Origin of the sequence: Mesorhizobium sp. M0152 (assembly GCF_040322415.1) — a bacterium.
Taxonomy (GTDB): Bacteria; Pseudomonadota; Alphaproteobacteria; order Rhizobiales; family Rhizobiaceae; genus Mesorhizobium.
In genome coordinates this window covers 20768-37484 of record NZ_JAMYTH010000007.1, presented here as the reverse complement: position 1 = coordinate 37484, position 16717 = coordinate 20768, and the positions used below count along the sequence as shown (strand labels likewise).

Sequence of the window (16717 nt, the reverse complement as noted above, 5' to 3'; positions counted from 1 at the left end):
TCAGCATGCGGAGACCCGATCACCACTGCGACAATGCGCGATCGAGCGTCTCGGCCAGTTGCTCGGCGTTGTCGCGGGCAAACGGCAGAGGCGGCCTGATCTTCAGCACATTGCCACGCGGACCGCAGGACGAGATCAGCACGCCGTCCTCGCGCATGGCTTCGACGACAACCGAGGTCTTGCCGGCGGCCAACGCGTCGTCGCCATCCGCCGTCAGCTCGACGCCGAAATAGAGGCCGTTGTGCCTGACATCGGCGACCATGCCGTGCCGGCCCTGCAAAGCGCGCAGCAGATCGCCCGTATAGGCGCCGACGTTGCGGGCATTCTCGATCAGGCCTTCGCCGTCGATCACCTCGAGCACGGCGATGCCGACGGCGGCCGCGACCGGGTTGCCGCCGAAGGTGTTGAAGTAGCCGGTGTTCGAGCCGAAGGAGGCAACGAGCTGAGGCCGCACGAGCACGGCTGCCATCGGATGCCCGTCGCCGATCGGCTTGCCCAGCGTGACGATATCGGGCTCGATGCCGTAATTGGCGAAACCCCACATGCCTTGGCCGAGCCGGCCAAAGCCGGACTGGACCTCGTCGGCGATGACGATGCCGCCGGCCTTCCTGACATGATCCGCGGCCTCGCGCATCACCGCCGCCTCGGGAAAGAAGATACCGTCGCTGGAAAAGGCCGAGTCGAGAAGCAGCGCGGCCGGGCGGATATTTTGCGCGCGCATATCCTCGATGGTCGCGGCGACATTGCTGGCGAAAGCATGCGCGGCGCGGCCATGGTCGCGAAATGTATCCGGCGCTGCCACGGTCCGATGCTGCGCGGGTACGCCCTTGGCGCCAACCGCCGCCGGCGACAGCTGCGCGGTGGCGATGGTGGCGCCGTGGTAGGCGAAGTCGGTGATGATCACGCCGGTGCCGCCGCTGGAATGCTGGGCGATGCGGATGGCGAGGTCGTTGGCCTCGCTGCCGGTGCAGGTGAACATGGCGTGGCCAAGATGAGGCGGGCAGGTGCCGAGCAGCTTTTCCGCGTAGTCGAGGACGATCTCGCTGAGATAACGTGTGTGGGTGTTGAGCGTAGCCGCCTGCCCCGACAGGGCCTCGACGACGCGCGGGTGGCAGTGCCCGACCGAGGCGACATTGTTGTAGGCGTCGAGGAATTTGCGGCCCTGCGCATCGTAGAGCCAGACGCCGCTGCCGCGCACCAGATGGACCGGGTTGCGGTAGAAGGCGCGGTAGGTGGGCCCGAGCAGCCTGGCGCGGCGTTCGAGCAGGGCGCGGTCCGATACCGTGGTGTCGGTATTCGCAGGACGTGACGAGGGCTGGGACACGAGCATCTACTCCGGCTTGGAATGGTCGAGGAAATAGCGGCGGGCATCGGCGGACGACAGTCCGTCCAGCCGTTCGAGCGATGCCCAGACCTCGGTGATGAGGCGCAGCACATAGTCGCGCTTGGCCGGGAAGCGCTCCGCCTGCCAGCTGGCGATGTTGGCGATGAGCGCAAGGCGGGCACGGATCAGATCGAAGAGGATGCCGATCTCTTCGTCCTCCAGTGGCTGCACCGACTGGTAGCCGGCGACGAAGCGTGCGGCCGACACCAGTGGATGGCCTGCCGCTGGCCAGCGATAGACGGCGCCGATAGCAAGGTCGCAGATCAGCGGCGAGTGGATCATGTCGCCGAAATCGAGGATGCCGCTGACCATTTCCGGCCGCGATGCGTCCATCACCACATTGTAGGAATTCATGTCGTTGTGGACGATCTGGGCGCGCAATGCCGGGATGATGGGCGCCGCATGTTCCTCGAAGGCGTCGATGACGCGTTCGACCATCGCGCGCCGACCGGGATCGGTGATATGCGCCAGCATCGGCCGCGTCTTGGCGACCTTGCGGATATCCCAAAGCAGGTCGCTGCCGGCCGCCGGATGGAAGAAGCCGCGCAGCGCCCGGCCAAGGCGGGCGAGGAAGATGCCGAGATTGCGATCCTGTGCGGCCGACGTGGGCGAGCGCGACAGCAGCTGGCCAGGCAGATAGGTGACCAGCCTGACGATACGCGGCGCCGATCCATCGATGCCGACCGTGAATTGCGCATCACCCTCCAGGCTTTTGCACACCGAGGGCACCGGCAAGGTGGGATCGACCGCACGGATATGGTCGAGCGCTTTGTTCTGGAAATCGGTGAAGCCGGCCTCTTCCGCCGGATGGGAGATCTTCAGGACAAACTCGCCCTGACTGTCCGTCTGGACATGGAAATTATGGTCACGCTCGCCCGGCAGTGGACGGGCGGTGCCGGCGAGCCCGTAGTGCCGGCGCAGGATGGCAAGAGCGTCGGCGACCGAAACATCCGGCGCGTCCCCGGCGAGCGTTTCGCCGAAAGTATCGGACACTTCGGTATTCATGGTTTGGCCTCGGGATCGACAGGCTCGAGCCCGCACCAGTCGGCGATGAACAGGGCGATGGTCTGGGTGACCTTGCGCACTGAGTCCAGATCGACGGCCTCGTCATAGCCATGCGGCATGCGGCAGATCGGCCCGTAGACGATCGCCGGCGTGTCGGCATAGAGGCCGAAGAAGCGAGCATCGGTGGTCGCCGAAGTGACGTGTTCCGTCAGCGGCTCGCCCCAGACGGCGGTGTGGCTGCGGCGCAGCACGGCTTCCATCTCGTCGGCGCCCTCCAGCACGTAGCCCTCGGCCATGAAGCCGTTATAGCTAATCCTGGGCGGGCGGTTGGCAAGAAACGGATCGGCGCGTGCCGCATCGGCGATGCAGGCCTCGAGTTCGGTCCTGGCATCCTCGAGCTTCTGGCCGGGATAGGTCGCGACGCGCATTTCGAAGACGCAGCGCGCCGGAACGCTCGATGTCCACTCGCCGCCCTCGATCTTGCCGAGATTGAAGCGGATCGGGTGCGGATGATCGCAGAAATGCTTGTCGTTGACCTTGCGCGCGTTCCAGACGATTTCGAGCTGCTTCAGCGCCTGGATGACGACGAAGGCCTTTTCGATGGCGTTGGCACCGGCCGAGAAAGCGCCCGACGCGTGCTGCGGGTCGCCATCGACCTCGACCCTGAACCAGATCGGCCCGACCTGCGCCCGCATCAGCCGCGGTTCCAGCGGCTCGGGGATGAAAGCGGCATCGGCGCGGTAGCCGCGCTGCAGGCAAGCGAGCGCGCCATTGCCGGTGCACTCTTCCTCCACGACCGACTGCAAAAACACCTTCGCCGCCGGCTGATAGCCGAGGCTGCGCAATGCCGTCAGCGCATGGAGACAGGCCGACAGGCCGGCCTTCATGTCGCCGGCACCGCGGCCGTGCATCCAGCCGTCCTCGATCGCCGGGTCATAGGGATCGCGCACCCAGCGGTCGAGCGGCCCGGTCGGCACGACGTCGATGTGGCCGTTGAGGATCAGCGAGCGGCCGGTCGCGTTTCGCGGCGTGTGGGTGGCGACGACATTGAAGGCATCGTCATAGGAAACCGCCACGGGCGAAAAACCCGGCAGGTCGCGAATAGCGTCGACATCGACGCGCCACATGTCGACCGCATAGCCGTCGGCCTCGTAAGCGGCGGCCATGAACGACTGAGCGGCGTGTTCTTCGCCGCGTTGGGAAGGAAAGCGCACGAGATCGGCCAGGAACGCGACCTGTCGCGCGAAGCCGTCGTCGACCGCGCTGAGAATGGCCTCGTCCGCAATTCGCTCAGGCATCATGTTTCGCTCTCACTTGGATGGTGTGTCATATCTCATATGCCATTTGAGGAAAGGCCGGCCGGCCAAAATTACGACCAGCTTCCGGAGCCTCTTGGCAGATGGCCGCATAGTTGGCATCACGTCCTGGGCCGGTAAAGCGACGTGCGGAAGACCGAGGATAGATGTTGATCACCGAAGGTACGTTACCGGATGAAATCACCGATCTGGCGGTCGGCTACCGGCGTCTGCCGGCTGGCAAGATCGTCAACGCGGTGACGTGGATGGAAGCGCGCAGGCCGGTTCCGGATCTTGCGCAACCGCTGACAATGACCCGGATCACAAAGCCCGACTGCGCCTCGTACCGCGCCATTTTTCTCGAGATCGGCGCGCCCTGGCTCTGGGATCGCGCTGCCGAAATGTCGGATGCCGAGATCACCACACATTTCGCCGACACCCGCCAGCATCTCTACTACGGCTACGACGAAAAAGGCGATCATGTCGGCATGGTCGAGTTCTCCGTGGCCGACGGCGACGAGATCGACATCGAGATCACGTATTTCGGACTGTTCCCTTCATTGACAGGCCAGGGCCTTGGCAAGCGGCTGATGGCCGGCGCGCTCGATCAGGCATGGCGACTCGGTCCAAGCCGCATCTGGCTGCACACCAGCAGCTTCGACCACCACAGCGTCATCGGTTTTTACAAGGCCTGCGGGTTTTTTCCCGTTGCGACCGGGTTCGAAATTGCCGACGATCCCCGGATCAAGGGAACCTTGCCGCGCGATGCCGCACCGCAGATTCCCCTGATCGAAGCGGAGTGGGTCGCCGGAAGCTAGACGAAACCGTCTCCGCAGGCCGCTGCAAGTTGACGACGATGGCACAATGGGCGGCGGAAGGTGCACGCCTGGGCCGGCTGACCGCATGGCTGTCCCGTGAGGCGCCGGTGCCGTCATTTCGCCCGCGGCGCCGGCAGCCGCTCGCGCAATTCTTCGACAAGCACCCTGGTGTTTTCGGAATAGTCGATCGGCACGACGACGAGATGCACGCCGCCGCCGGCGAAGGCCTGCTCCAGCGCAGGCTGAAAATCGGCGATCGCGCCGACCCTGGTCCCCTTGGCGCCATAGGCCTCGGCGTATTTCACGAAGTCTGGATTGCCGAAGGTCATGCCGAAATCCGGAAACGCGTCGACCGCCTGCTTCCAGCGTATCATGCCATAGGCATGGTCCTCGAGCAGCAGGACGACCAGGTTGAGCTTGAGCCTGACGGCGGTCTCCAGTTCCTGGCTGTTCATCATGAAGCCGCCATCGCCGCAGATGGCCATGACCCGGCGCTGCGGATAGAGCAGCGCCGCCATCATCGCCGACGGCAGGCCCGCACCCATGGTGGCCAGCGCATTGTCGAGCAGCAGCGTGTTTGCCATGCGCGTCCGGTAGTTGCGGGCGAACCAGATCTTGTACATGCCGTTGTCGAGGGCGAGAATCCCGTCCGCCGGCATCACGGCACGCACGTCATGCACGATGCGCTGCGGCGTGAAGCGATCCTCGGTGGCGCGCGCGGCGATCCGGCTCAAAATGCCTTCACGCAGCGGCAGCAGGGCCTGTGCATTGGGGATTTTGCCCTCGATGCGATCGGCCAGCAGCTTCAGCGACGGGCCGAGATCGCCCACGATCTCGGCTTGCGGGAAATAGACCTGCTCGACATCGGCCGTGTGATAACCGACATGGATAACCTTCGGTCCGCTGGCACCCATGATGAAGGGCGGCTTCTCGACCGTGTCGTGACCGATGGTGATGATCAGGTCGGCCTGTTCTATGGCCTCGTGCACATAATCGCGTTCCGAAAGCGCCGCCGTTCCCATGTAGAGCTCGGTGCCGCCGGGCACGGTGCCCTTGCCCATCTGCGTGGTGAAATAGGGAATTTGCGTGCGCAGCACGAACTGGGCCAGATCGGAGGTCGAGCGCGGCCGCGACGCCGCCGCGCCGAGCATCAACAGCGGGCGTCTGGCCTCCATGATCATCCCGGCGGCGCGGTCGAGCGCGGCCGCGCTGGCCATCGGCAGTTCGACCGGGTGCGTCGGCACCAGGGCGATCGGCTCGCACTCCGCCGCTGCGATGTCTTCCGGCAGTTCCAGATGCACGGGCCGGGGCGCTCTTCCTGGGCGACGCGGAAGGCTTCGCGCACCAGCGACGGGATCATCTTCGGCGAGACGATCTGGCGCGACAGCTTGGTCAGCGGCTTCATCGCCGCGACGATGTCGACGATCTGGAAGCGTGCCTGCCGCGATGACAATATCCCCTTCTGGCCGGTGATCATGATCATCGGCATCGCGCCGAGCAGCGCATAGGCCGCGCCCGTCGAAAGATTGAGCGCGCCCGGGCCAAGCGTGGTGATGCAGACGCCGGGCTTGCCGGTGAGCCTGCCATAGGTGGCGGCCATGAAGGCGGCCGCCTGCTCGTGGCGGGTCAGGACCAGCTGGATCGACGAACGGCGGATGGATTCGACCATGTCCAGATTTTCTTCGCCCGGAATGCCGAAAATCCGGTCGACCCCTTCGTTCTCGAGGGCGGCCACGAACAGATCCGAACCTTTGGCCATAAACGTCTCTCCTATGATGCGCATGTTTCCGTCAGCCATTTCATATCGCACCGGAACGCTGCGCCTCAAAGACCGGAAGCGTGCACTCCATACCAGCTATGTGAAAGAAACCCGAGTTTGCATCCTTGCCGAGGCGGCAAAGCGGCGATCAGGCCATGGATTTCGGCAGGGCGGCGGCCAGCGCATCGACGGCAAGCCGCACCTTCAGCGGCAGATGCGGCGTCTGCAGCCAAAGTGCGTGGCAGTCGTAGAGATAGCGCGGCTGGTCCGGCAACAGGGCCGCCAGCGCGCCGGCCTGGATGCGCTCGCGAACCAGCCAGTAGGGCAACCAGGCAAGGCCCATGCCGTGAACCGCGGCATCGGCGATGGCGTCGAGATCGTCGAGCCGCAGCCGGCCGGTTGGCGTGATCTCCTGTATGGACTGCGCCTCGCGCGCAAACAGCCATGGCTGAACGATCTGGCCGAGCCGGCGGTAGACGATCGCCTGGTGATCGGCGAGATCCTCGATTCGCCGCGGCTCGCCATGGCGTTCCAGATAAGAGGGCGCCGCGCAGACGACCATTGCCTGGCGCGCGACGCGCCGAGCGATCACGCCTGCCTTGTCGTCCAGCGCGCCGGTCCGGATGGCTAGATCGTAGCCGTCATCGGCAAGGTCGGCGAAGCGATCGTTGAGCGACAGGTCGAGTTCCAGCATCGGATATTGCCGCGCCAGCGCCAGCAGCACCGGTGTCACGCAGTGGCGGCCGAAATGCGCCGGCATGGTGACGCGCAGTTTTCCGCGCGGCTCGGTGAGCTGGTCGGCGGCGAGCGCGTCGGCGGCTTCGGCCTCGCCCAGCACGACCCGGCAGCGTTCATAATAGGCGCGGCCGAAATCGGTCAGGCTCTGCCGCCGCGTGGTCCGGTTGATGAGGCGCACGCCCAGCCGGTCCTCGAGAAAGCGAACATGCTTGCCAACCATCGGTCCGGACAGATCGAGCGCGACCGCTGCCGCCGCGAACGAGCCGAGGTCGACCGCCTTGATGAACACGGCCATGCTTTCGAGCCGATCCATATTCGGAACTCCTGGTTTCTATTGTTCTATCCAGAATGCCATTTATCGCTTCCATCTCCCAATGCATAGCTCATTCAGCTCATGTAATTTGGAGTACATCGAATGACACGTCTTGTTCGCTTTCACCAGCATGGTGGCCCAGAGGTCCTGCGCATCGAACATGTCGAGCTTCCCCCACCAGGGCCGGGCGAAGTTCAAATCCGCGTCAAGGCACTCGGCGTCAATCGCGCCGAGGCGCTGCTGCGCGCCGGCGCCTATATCGAGACGCCGAAGCTGCCGTCCGGGCTTGGCCTGGAGGCGGCGGGCGTCATCGAGGCATTGGGCGAAGGTGTGAAAGACTTCGCGCTAGGCGACGCCGTCAGTGTCATCCCGCCGCGATCGATGATCCGCTGGCCCGCTTATGGCGAGCTTGTCACCTACCCCGCCGAGCTCGTCGTCAAGCATCCGCCATCGCTCGACTGGCAGACGGCGGCGGCCGTCTGGATGCAGTACCTCACCGCCTACGGCGCCCTGATCGACATTGCCGGACTAATCAGCGGAGACGCGGTCGTCATCACGGCGGCGTCGAGCAGTGTCGGGCTCGCCGCGATCCAGATCGCCAACAAGGTCGGCGCGACCGCGATCGCGGTGACGCGAACATCGGCCAAGAGACAAGCCCTCCTCGACGCCGGAGCGGCCGAAGTCGTGGTGCTGGCCGAGGAAGACCTTACTGCGCGGCTGAGCGAAATCACCGGACCGCGAGGTGCGCGCGTGGTGCTGGACGCAATCGGCGGCCCGATCTTCGAGCCGCTGACGGCGGCGATGGCAAGGGGCGGCATTCTCATCGAATATGGTGGATTGAGCCCCGAGCCGACACCGTTCCCCTTGTCCACCGTGCTGGCCAAGACGCTGATGCTGCGCGGCTACCTCGTCCACGAGATCACCGGCGAAGCTGCGAAGCTGGAGGCCGCCAAGGCGTTCATCCTCGAAGGCCTGGAGGATGGCACTCTAAGCCCGGTCATCGACAGGACCTTCGCCTTCGATCAGATCGTCGAAGCGCATCGTTATCTCGAATCGAACGAGCAGTTCGGCAAGATCGTGGTGACAATCTGAGCGCTAACCCTCCCCGTCATCGGTTCAGGCACCGGATCGCCGCGCACAAGACACGCTCATGTGCGTGGCGGCACTATGATCGAATAGCCCGGCCGCGAGCCCGAGCCGATGGCGAACAAATTGTCCTCGCAATCAACATCGCCCTTGAAGGCACGGCTCCGGATTCCTAAGTCTCCGGTGCGGGCCGGGCCCCTCTGACTATCGCTTTTGGCGATCGTGATGTCGGACCGCTATAACGGGCCCGTTTCCATCTTTTTCGGTCAAGCGGGCTCATTTCTTTCTGGTTTGGAGCCCCACATGACGTCTTCTTCCATCCTTGGTTTGGCTTGCCCCTCCTGCCGCGTCGCGCTCGTGATGAGCGAACGCCAGGGTATCGAAATCGACTATTGTCCGCAGTGTCGCGGCGTCTGGCTTGATCGAGGGGAACTCGACAAGATCATCGAGCGTTCCGGCAGGGACGCATCGCCCGCGCCGCAGCCGACAGCATTCCCGCAGTCGCAACATGGCCACGGCCGCGACGACGATTATTCCCGCTCGCAGGGCCACCGCTATCCGAAGCGGAAGAAATCCTTCCTCGAAGAGTTGTTCGATTGAGCGCATAGCGGCCGATGGCTGGGCCGGCGTTTGCCGAAAATTTCCAAAACAACATGGATAAAGGTCCATCCCCGATGATCTCTCGCACAAGCCGATTTGCCGCCCTCTTTGCGGGACTGTTTCTTGCATTCACCATGGTCGCGATGGATCACGCCGAGGCGCGTCGCGGCGGCAGTTTCGGCAGTCGTGGGATGCGTACGTTCCAATCGGCACCACCGACCAGAACCGCACCGGCGCCGACCGCTCCGGTCGAGCGTTCGATGACGCCCAACACCGGTATGAACACTGCGGCCCGGCAGCCGCAGGCCGGCCTGCAACGGCCCGGCTTCATGAGCGGCTTCGGTGGAACGATGATGCGCGGTCTGCTGCTCGGAGGCCTGATCGGCCTGCTCGTAGGCCAGGGCTTCGGCGGCCTGGCGGGCATGTTCGGTTTCCTGCTTCAGGCCCTGCTCATCGGTGGCGCAATCATGTTGGCTATCAGGTTCTTCCGGTCGCGATCTTCTGCTCCCGCGCTCGCGGGCGCTGGCAATGCCCAGGCTTCGAGGTTTGAAAACCGCGCAACGGCACAGCAGCGGACGGACCCTGCACGCTCCTTCACAATTCCCGGCTTTGGCGGCGGTTCGGGCGGAGGCTCTTCGGCCACCGGTTCCGATGAGATCACGCTGGCTCACACCGACCTCGATACATTCCAGCAGCTGTTGACCGATGTCCAGGAAGCATTCGGGCGCGAAGACCATGCCGCGTTGCGCCGGGCGGTGACCCCCGAGATGGTGTCCTATTTGTCCGAAGAGCTGGCCGACAATGCACACAAAGGTCTCAGGAACGAGGTGTCGGACATCACTTTGCTGCAGGCAGACATCGCGGAAAGCTGGCGCGAGGACAGTCGCGACTACGCCACGGCCGCGTTGCGCTACGAGTCTCGTGACGTGACCCGCGAACGGGCCAGCGGCAAGGTGGTCGAGGGCGACGAAGAACACCCGACAGAGACGACCGAACTGTGGACATTCGTGCGTGAGAATGGCTCGAACTGGAAACTCTCGGCAATACAGCAGGCCTGAGCCGCGGCTACGCGGTTCAGTGCAGGATATGGTAGCGTCCGCGCCTGGTTACGCCGCTTAGCCCGCTTCCGGCATCATTGGTTTGGCGATTTTTGATCCCAGCATTCCTCGTCGAAGCTCTGGATGCCGAGACCGGCGCCGCGCGCGCCCTGAAAACAGGGCGCCGCGCGGTTCATGCTGCCGACAAAGCGCCAGACAGGCATTGCGCGTGTTTTCCTCCCAGTCCCGGAGCGCTTCGGCGCGCGGGAGTTGCCAAGATTTCGCCTGTTCACGCTTGCAACGTAACCCCATATGTGAAAATACTATTTACAAAAGAAGATTGGCGGGAGGAGACGTCGTGCTTTCAGGCGCTTTGATGCGTGTTCAAATGGCTGCCCGGAGCCTCCCGCGAGATCGGCCATGAACGACTTCGTCGCCACTGTCGGCGTCGCCTCGACGCACCCCAGAAACATGCCCGGGGATCACGCGGCCCTGCCGGTGTGGAACGCCGAAAACTGGTTCTACGAGGACTGGCCGGTTGGCCAGAAGATCCGCTCGTTGCGCCGCACCATGGCGGAAGGCGACAGCCACCTGTTCAACACGCTGGTGCTCGATATCCACCCCTATGTGCAGGACCAGATGTTCGCCGAAAGCGAAGGCATTTTCGGCAAACGGCTGATCGCCGGCGCCTTTGTCTTCTCGGCCGGACTTGGGCTGGTCGCCACCAACTGCGTCAACGCCTTTTCCTACGGCTACGACAAGCTCCGTTTCATCAAACCTGTCTTCATTGGCGATACGATCTATTCGATCCGTTCCAACCTCGACAAGAAACCCCGCTACAAGGAAATGGGGCTGATCCGCGCCAGCTACGAGGTGTTCAAGGGCGAAGGCGAGCTCGTACTCTATTGCGAGCACCTGCAAACGGTGAAATATCGCAACCCGGCCGATTTCGTCGGCAAGACGGAGAAGTAACGATGCCGGCAGCAGCCGAATTGCCGCTTGCCGGTCTCGTCGTCGTCGACATGAGCCAGTTCCTGTCCGGGCCTTACTGCTCGCTCAGACTGCTCGATCTCGGCGCTCGGGTCATCAAGATCGAGCGTCCGGATGGCGGCGACCTGTCGCGCCGGCTCTATCTCAGCGATACCGAGATCGGCGGCGATTCCACCATCTTCCACGCCATCAACCGGGCCAAGGAAAGCCTCGCCATCGACCTCAAGAACGAGGTTGACCTGAAGGCGTTGCGCGGCCTGCTGGCCAAGGCCGATGTGCTGATCCAGAATTTCCGGCCCGGCGTCATCGAGCGGCTCGGCCTCGACTACGAGACCGTCCGCAAGATCAACCCGCGCCTGGTCTACGCCTCGATCAGCGGCTATGGCGAGGACGGTCCCTGGGTCAAGCGGCCAGGCCAGGACCTCCTGGCGCAATCGCGTTCCGGGGTGATGTGGCTGAACGGCGACGAGGACCAGGGACCGGTGCCGTTCGGGCTTGCCATCGGCGACATGCTCGCGGGTGCCGCCTGCGCGCAAGGCATTCTGGCCGCACTGGTACGGCGCGGCATCACCGGCCAGGGGAGCCATATCGAAACCAGCCTTTTGGAAGCGCTGGTCGATTTCCAGTTCGAGGTGCTGACCACGCACCTCAATGACGGCCGCCGCTTGCCCCGCCGCTCCAGCTTCCGCAGTGCGCATGCCTATCTCTCCGCGCCTTACGGCGTCTACCCGGCCAAGGACGGCTACCTCGCCATCGCCATGACACCGATCCCCAAACTCGCCGACCTGCTGTCGCTCGATGAGCTCTCGCCCTACCGCGACGAACCGGCATCCTGGTTCACCGCGCGCGACGACATCAAGGCGATCATCGCGCAGAGGATCGCCACCAGGACGATCGACGAGTGGCTTGATATCCTCGAGCCGGCCGACATCTGGTGCGCCAAGGTGCTGACCTGGCCTGAAATGCTGGCGAGCGAGGGTTTCCAGTCGCTCGACATGCTCCAGACCGTGACGCGCGAGGACGACGTCTCGATCCTCACCACGAGTTCGCCGCTCAGGGTCGACGGTATCAGGGCCAAGGTCGACCGGGCAGCACCGCGCATCGGCGAACACAGCGCTGCAATCCGTGAGGAGTTCGGCCTGTGAGCACGCTCAAAGGCATGACCTGGAGCCATCCGCGCGGCTATGATCCGATGGTTGCCTGCTCTTCGTTCTGGGAGCAGAAGACCGGTTTTGCCATCGTCTGGGACAAGCGCTCGCTGCAGGATTTCGAATCCTTCCCGGTCGAGGAACTGGCGCGCGCCTACGATCTCATCGTCATCGACCATCCGCATGTCGGCCAGATCACGGCGGAGCGCTGCCTTGCGCCGCTGGATGTCGCCGGTCGCGAGGCGGAGCGTGCCGCGCTCGCCTCGGGCAGCGTCGGCCAGTCTTATCCGAGCTACAACTGGCACGGGAGGCAATGGGCGTTTCCGATCGATGCGGCCAGCCAGGTCCAGGCCTGGCGGCCGGATGCGCTCGATGCGCCGCCGGCGCGGTGGAGCGACGTGCTCGACCTTGCCCGGCAAGGAAGCGTGCTGCTGCCGCTGCGGCCACCCCATGCGCTGATGGTGTTCTACACGCTGGCCGGCAATCTCGGTCATCCCTGCGCGACCGATCCATCCCGTGACCTTATCGGCACCGCGGCCGGCAGCGAAGCCTTCGAAGCGATGTGCGAGATCGCCGCCTTGGTCGACCCGGCTTGCATCGAGATGGATCCGATCGCCGTTTCGGAACGGATGACGGAAGCTGGTTCCCGTATCGTCTGCGCGCCGCTGATCTATGGCTACGTCTCCTATGCGGTGGCGGGTTTTCGTGCACGGCGGCTGGCCTTCAGCGACATCCCGGTCATCGGTTCGACTGGCCCTGTCGGCTCAGCGCTCGGCGGCACCGGCATAGCCGTGTCGGCCTTTTCCAAGGCAAAAAAAGCCGCGATCGATTTTGCCTATTGGATCGCCAGCGGCGATGTCCAGCGTGGTCTTTACGCCGCCGCCGGCGGACAGCCCGGCCATGCGGCGGCCTGGAAGGACCAGACCGTCAACGCCACGGCCGGCGATTTCTACCGCGAAACGCGCGCGACGCTTAAAGGCGCATGGGTGCGGCCGCGCCATGACGGCTACATGGCATTCCAGCAGGCGGCGTCCGACCGCCTCCTTTCCGGCATGACCGCCGGGCACAAGGCCCGACAGGTCGTCGATGATCTCAATCGCCTGTTCCGGCAGAGTTCGCCGGCGCAGGTGTCCAGTGCTGTGAGTGGGAAAACCTGAACGAACCCAACGGGGGAGAACAGGACGGCAGGATCGCGCCACAAAAAAAACCTCGGCGATTGGCGAACCGTGTCGCAGGAATAATGACGTCCCTGTTGGCCGGTTAGGCAAGCCGCCAGAGCTTGCGGGCATTCGCCGACAACAGCCTGTCGCGCTCGGCAATGGTGCAGCCCGAAAGCAGCGCATGGGTCGCCGCCACCCAGGTCGACAGGCCGCCACCAAGCGTGCAGACCGGCCAGTCGCTGCCCCAGACGACACGGTCCCAGCCGAATGAATTGATGGTGTGCTCGACGTAGGGCCGCAGCGTCTCTACGGTCCAGCTGCCGGGATCGGCATAGGCGACGACACCGGAAATCTTGGCCATGACATTCGGGCGCCGCGCGATCTCGCTCATGTGCCTGCGCCACGGATGCTCGCCATTGCCCTTGATGTCGGGAACGCCGCAATGATCGAGGACGAATTGGACATCGGGTGCCAGGTCGGCAAGCGCGATCGCCTTCGGGATCTGGTGCGGCAGCACGACCAGGTCGAAGGTCAGGCCGGTGCCACCGAGCCGCTTGATGTTGTCGCGAAACACTGTGCCTTCGGACAGGTCGTCGGGCACGACGTGGAGAACCCGGCGGAAACCTTTGACGAAAGGATTTGCCCGCTGCCGCTCGAGATAGGCGGCAAAGCCAGGCTCTTCCGGCCGGCAGGATGCGATCGCCCCGGCCAGCATACTGCCGGGCTGCCGCGACAGCCCTTCGACCCGAGCGATCTCGGCCTCTATGTCGGCCGGATCGACATCGACCTCCATATGCAGCACGCGCTCGACGCCGACGCGGTGCGCCTCCACGGCATATTCCTCATAGGAGAAATCGCGGTTGAGCGCCGGCACGCCGGCAAGCCAGGGATAGCGCAGAACCGAGCGATCGATCAGATGCAGATGGGTGTCGATGATCATCGTGGGCTCCTCCTCCGGGCTTTTTTCAATCATCTCACGGGGGAATTCTTCATTCAAATAAGAATTCATGCCGACGAGCCGACGGCCGACCCCGCAAGGCGCGACAGCCTTTCACACGTTGCCAGCAACAGTTCGATAGTCCTGGTGATATCGGGCGCGGAAGGCGCGTTGACGACCGTGATGTAGGGGATCGACAGTGCCGCGATCGCCTTGCCGTCGGAACCGCGCACCGGCGCCGACAGGTTGAAGACACCAGCGGTCTGCATCGAGGCCATCATCTCGTAACCACGGTCGCGGATCTGGTCGAGACGGGCGAAGAACTCGGCCGGTTGCGCCGTCTTGTCGGTGCTGCGGACATGTTCCGATATCATCATCTGCCGCTCTTCTGGCGAGCGGAACGCCAGCAACACATGGCCCGAGCCGGTGTCGAACAGGCTGATATGGGCACCGACCCGGATCGAAATCCCCCAATAGTTCGGCGCCTCCTGCTGACCGATCACGACAGCGGAACCACGATCGAAAACAACGAGTTGGTTGGCCTGCTGCGAGACCTCGGCCAATTCGCGCATCAGCGGCGTGGCGTAGGAAACCAGCCGCCGGACGGGAGCGTGCAACTGCGCTAGGCCGAACAGCTTGAGCGTCAGCGAATAGCGGTCGCCGTCGAGCCGCGTGACGTAGCCGCGCCGCACCAGCCGGTCGAGCATGCGGTAGAATTCGTTGGGGCTGCGGTCGAGTTTCTTGGCGATTTCGGCCTGTGTCAGGCCGCCGTCGACGCCGGCCAGCAGTTCAAGGATGTCGAGCCCCTTGTCGAGCGCCGGCGCGCGATAGCGCTCGTCTTCGCTGTCGTCCATGGCTCGTCCCTCCGGTGAATTCTGCCCTTCATATACGCAGGAACGCGCCCGGCGGAAACAAATTTTCGCCTTGACGTATCCGTGAATGTTTTGTTTGTATATGAATGTAGCACTCTTGTCATCGAGACGAGTTGCGGTCGCCGCTGAGGCGCACCAAGGGAGGATACCAATGAACAGACTGCTTTCCGGCGTGTGTGCCGGCGCATTGTTGCTTGCATCCGGTGCAGGCGCTGCCCTTGCCGGCGACCTGCCCGGCAAATTCGAAGGCGTCACCATCGACGCCAAGCTGATCGGCGGCCAGCAGTACGAAAAGCTCTACGAGCGAATCCCCGAATGGGAGAAGCTGACCGGCGCCAAAGTCAACATCCTGACCAAGAAGAACGGCTTCGATATCGACAAGGAGCTCAAGTCCGACATCGCTTCGGGCAGCACCAACTGGTGCGTCGGCTGGAACCATTCGTCGTTCGCGCCGCAGTATACGGGCCTCTACACCGACCTCGGCATGCTCTTGCCCAAGGAAGAGATCGAAGCCTTCGTGCCATCGACGATCAAAGCGGCGACCATCGACGGCAAGCTGGGGATGCTGCCGCGCGCGCAGTTCGACGTTTCGGCGCTCTATTACCAGAAGAGCCTCTACGAGAACGCCGACAACAAGACCAAGTTCAAGGCCAAATACGGCTACGACCTGGTGCCGCCGGACAGCTGGAAGGAAGTCGCCGAGCAGGCCGAGTTCTTCGCCAACCCGCCCAATTTTTACGGCACGCAGTTCGCCGGCAAGGAAGAGGCGATCAACGGCCGCTTCTACGAGATGGTGGTCGCCGAGGGCGGCGAGTATCTCGACAAGGACGGCAAGCCCGTCTTCAATTCCGAGGCGGGCATCCGGGCGCTCGACTGGTTCGTCAACCTCTACAAGGCCAAGGCCGTGCCGGCCGGCACGACCAATTATCTTTGGGACGATCTCGGCCAAGGCTTTGCGTCCGGCACCGTCGCCATCAATCTCGACTGGCCGGGCTGGGCCGGCTTCTTCAACGATCCGAAGTCGTCGAAGGTCGCCGGCAATGTCGGCGTCAAGGTCGCGCCGAAGGGATCTTCGGGCAAGCGCACCGGCTGGTCCGGGTTCCACGGTTTTTCGGTGACCGAGAACTGCCCGAACAAGGAGGCCGCGGCCTCGCTGGTGTGGTGGCTGACCAATGAGGACAGCCAGAAGCTCGAAGCGGCCGCGGGCCCGCTGCCGACCCGCACGGCCGTGTGGGACTGGGACCTGAAGCAGGCCGAAAACGATCCTTACAAGAAGGAGGTCCTCTCCGCCTTCCAGGAGGAGGCCACGCACGCCTTCGCCGTGCCGCAGACGCCCGAGTGGATCGAAATCTCGAACGCCGTCTATCCCGAGCTGCAGGCGGCTATCCTTGGCGACAAGACCTCCAAGCAGGCGCTGGATGATGCCGCCGCCAAGGCGACGCAGATCCTCGAGGACGCCGGCAAGCTGTAGCAATCGCTCCCAAGACCGCCTCCCCCATCTGGAATGTGGGGGAGGCGATCACGTCTTGCGGTGGCCCTGCCCTGGCCCGGCCTCGACGAGCACGAGGCCGATAG

15 protein-coding genes and 1 pseudogene are annotated in these 16717 nt (G+C 64.0%); 8 read left to right on the top strand and 8 right to left on the bottom strand.

The features are described 5' to 3' along the window. Positions 1-19: 19 nt before the first annotated feature. The 3 genes from NKJ26_RS09830 to NKJ26_RS09820 are packed head-to-tail and all read right to left on the bottom strand — an operon-like array spanning position 20 to position 3687. On the bottom strand, positions 20-1330 hold the full coding sequence (locus NKJ26_RS09830) for an aspartate aminotransferase family protein (RefSeq protein WP_352695097.1): 1311 nt from the start codon (positions 1328-1330) through the stop codon (positions 20-22). Continuing rightward, a complete protein-coding gene (locus NKJ26_RS09825; RefSeq protein ID WP_352695096.1) occupies positions 1331-2389 on the bottom strand; it encodes a phosphotransferase in 1059 nt (352 codons plus the stop codon). It lies immediately after the preceding gene. Next, on the bottom strand, positions 2386-3687 hold the full coding sequence (locus NKJ26_RS09820) for an ArgE/DapE family deacylase (RefSeq protein ID WP_352695095.1): 1302 nt from the start codon (positions 3685-3687) through the stop codon (positions 2386-2388). Before NKJ26_RS09820 ends, NKJ26_RS09825 begins: the two co-directional genes overlap by 4 nt. Positions 3688-3851: 164 nt before the next feature. On the opposite strand from NKJ26_RS09820, the gene NKJ26_RS09815 reads away from it, so the two are divergent. Then, on the top strand, positions 3852-4502 hold the full coding sequence (locus NKJ26_RS09815) for a GNAT family N-acetyltransferase (protein ID WP_352695094.1): 651 nt from the start codon (positions 3852-3854) through the stop codon (positions 4500-4502). Positions 4503-4615: 113 nt separating this feature from the next. Here NKJ26_RS09815 and NKJ26_RS09810 read toward each other — a convergent pair. Together NKJ26_RS09810 and NKJ26_RS09805 are read right to left on the bottom strand one after the other, a co-directional pair. Further along, positions 4616-6261: pseudogene (locus tag NKJ26_RS09810) on the bottom strand (acetolactate synthase large subunit). Positions 6262-6409: 148 nt separating this feature from the next. Then, positions 6410-7312: a LysR family transcriptional regulator gene (locus NKJ26_RS09805; RefSeq protein ID WP_352695093.1), complete on the bottom strand. Its 903-nt coding sequence runs from the start codon at positions 7310-7312 to the stop codon at positions 6410-6412. A 102-nt stretch (positions 7313-7414) separates the two neighbouring features. Here NKJ26_RS09805 and NKJ26_RS09800 point away from each other — a divergent pair, with 102 nt between their 5' ends. The 3 genes from NKJ26_RS09800 to NKJ26_RS09790 all read left to right on the top strand — a co-directional run bounded on the left by NKJ26_RS09800 (position 7415) and on the right by NKJ26_RS09790 (position 10056). Next, on the top strand, positions 7415-8404 hold the full coding sequence (locus tag NKJ26_RS09800; protein WP_352695092.1) for a zinc-dependent alcohol dehydrogenase family protein: 990 nt from the start codon (positions 7415-7417) through the stop codon (positions 8402-8404). Positions 8405-8701: 297 nt separating this feature from the next. Next, entirely contained in the window at positions 8702-8998 is a 297-nt protein-coding gene (locus NKJ26_RS09795) for a TFIIB-type zinc ribbon-containing protein (protein ID WP_352695232.1), read from the top strand. A gap of 74 nt (positions 8999-9072) precedes the next feature. Further along, positions 9073-10056, top strand: coding sequence for a Tim44 domain-containing protein (locus NKJ26_RS09790; protein ID WP_352695231.1), 984 nt, complete (start codon positions 9073-9075; stop codon positions 10054-10056). A 74-nt stretch (positions 10057-10130) separates the two neighbouring features. Here the strand turns inward: NKJ26_RS09790 and NKJ26_RS09785 are convergent, their stop codons facing one another. Continuing rightward, positions 10131-10259, bottom strand: a complete 129-nt coding sequence (locus NKJ26_RS09785) for a hypothetical protein (protein WP_352695091.1) — start codon at positions 10257-10259, stop codon at positions 10131-10133. Between the two features lie 196 nt (positions 10260-10455). Here NKJ26_RS09785 and NKJ26_RS09780 point away from each other — a divergent pair, with 196 nt between their 5' ends. Genes NKJ26_RS09780 through NKJ26_RS09770 form a run of 3 tightly spaced genes read left to right on the top strand, consistent with a single transcriptional unit; the run spans position 10456 to position 13330 of the window. Beyond that, entirely contained in the window at positions 10456-11007 is a 552-nt protein-coding gene (locus tag NKJ26_RS09780; protein WP_352695090.1) for a MaoC family dehydratase, read from the top strand. 2 nt (positions 11008-11009) lie between these two features. Then, positions 11010-12170, top strand: a complete 1161-nt coding sequence (locus tag NKJ26_RS09775) for a CaiB/BaiF CoA transferase family protein (protein WP_352603958.1) — start codon at positions 11010-11012, stop codon at positions 12168-12170. A gap of 14 nt (positions 12171-12184) precedes the next feature. Next, positions 12185-13330 (top strand): extracellular solute-binding protein, encoded by a 1146-nt coding sequence (locus NKJ26_RS09770; RefSeq protein ID WP_352695230.1) that lies wholly within the window; start codon positions 12185-12187, stop codon positions 13328-13330. 103 nt (positions 13331-13433) lie between these two features. On the opposite strand, the gene NKJ26_RS09765 is transcribed toward NKJ26_RS09770, so the two are convergent. Together NKJ26_RS09765 and NKJ26_RS09760 are read right to left on the bottom strand one after the other, a co-directional pair. After that, a complete protein-coding gene (locus tag NKJ26_RS09765; protein ID WP_352695089.1) occupies positions 13434-14273 on the bottom strand; it encodes an amidohydrolase family protein in 840 nt (279 codons plus the stop codon). 65 nt (positions 14274-14338) lie between these two features. Next, complete coding sequence (locus tag NKJ26_RS09760; RefSeq protein WP_352695088.1) at positions 14339-15124, bottom strand: IclR family transcriptional regulator; 786 nt, start codon at positions 15122-15124, stop codon at positions 14339-14341. A gap of 169 nt (positions 15125-15293) precedes the next feature. Here NKJ26_RS09760 and NKJ26_RS09755 point away from each other — a divergent pair, with 169 nt between their 5' ends. Continuing rightward, positions 15294-16613 (top strand): ABC transporter substrate-binding protein, encoded by a 1320-nt coding sequence (locus tag NKJ26_RS09755; protein ID WP_352695087.1) that lies wholly within the window; start codon positions 15294-15296, stop codon positions 16611-16613. Positions 16614-16717 lie beyond the last annotated feature (104 nt).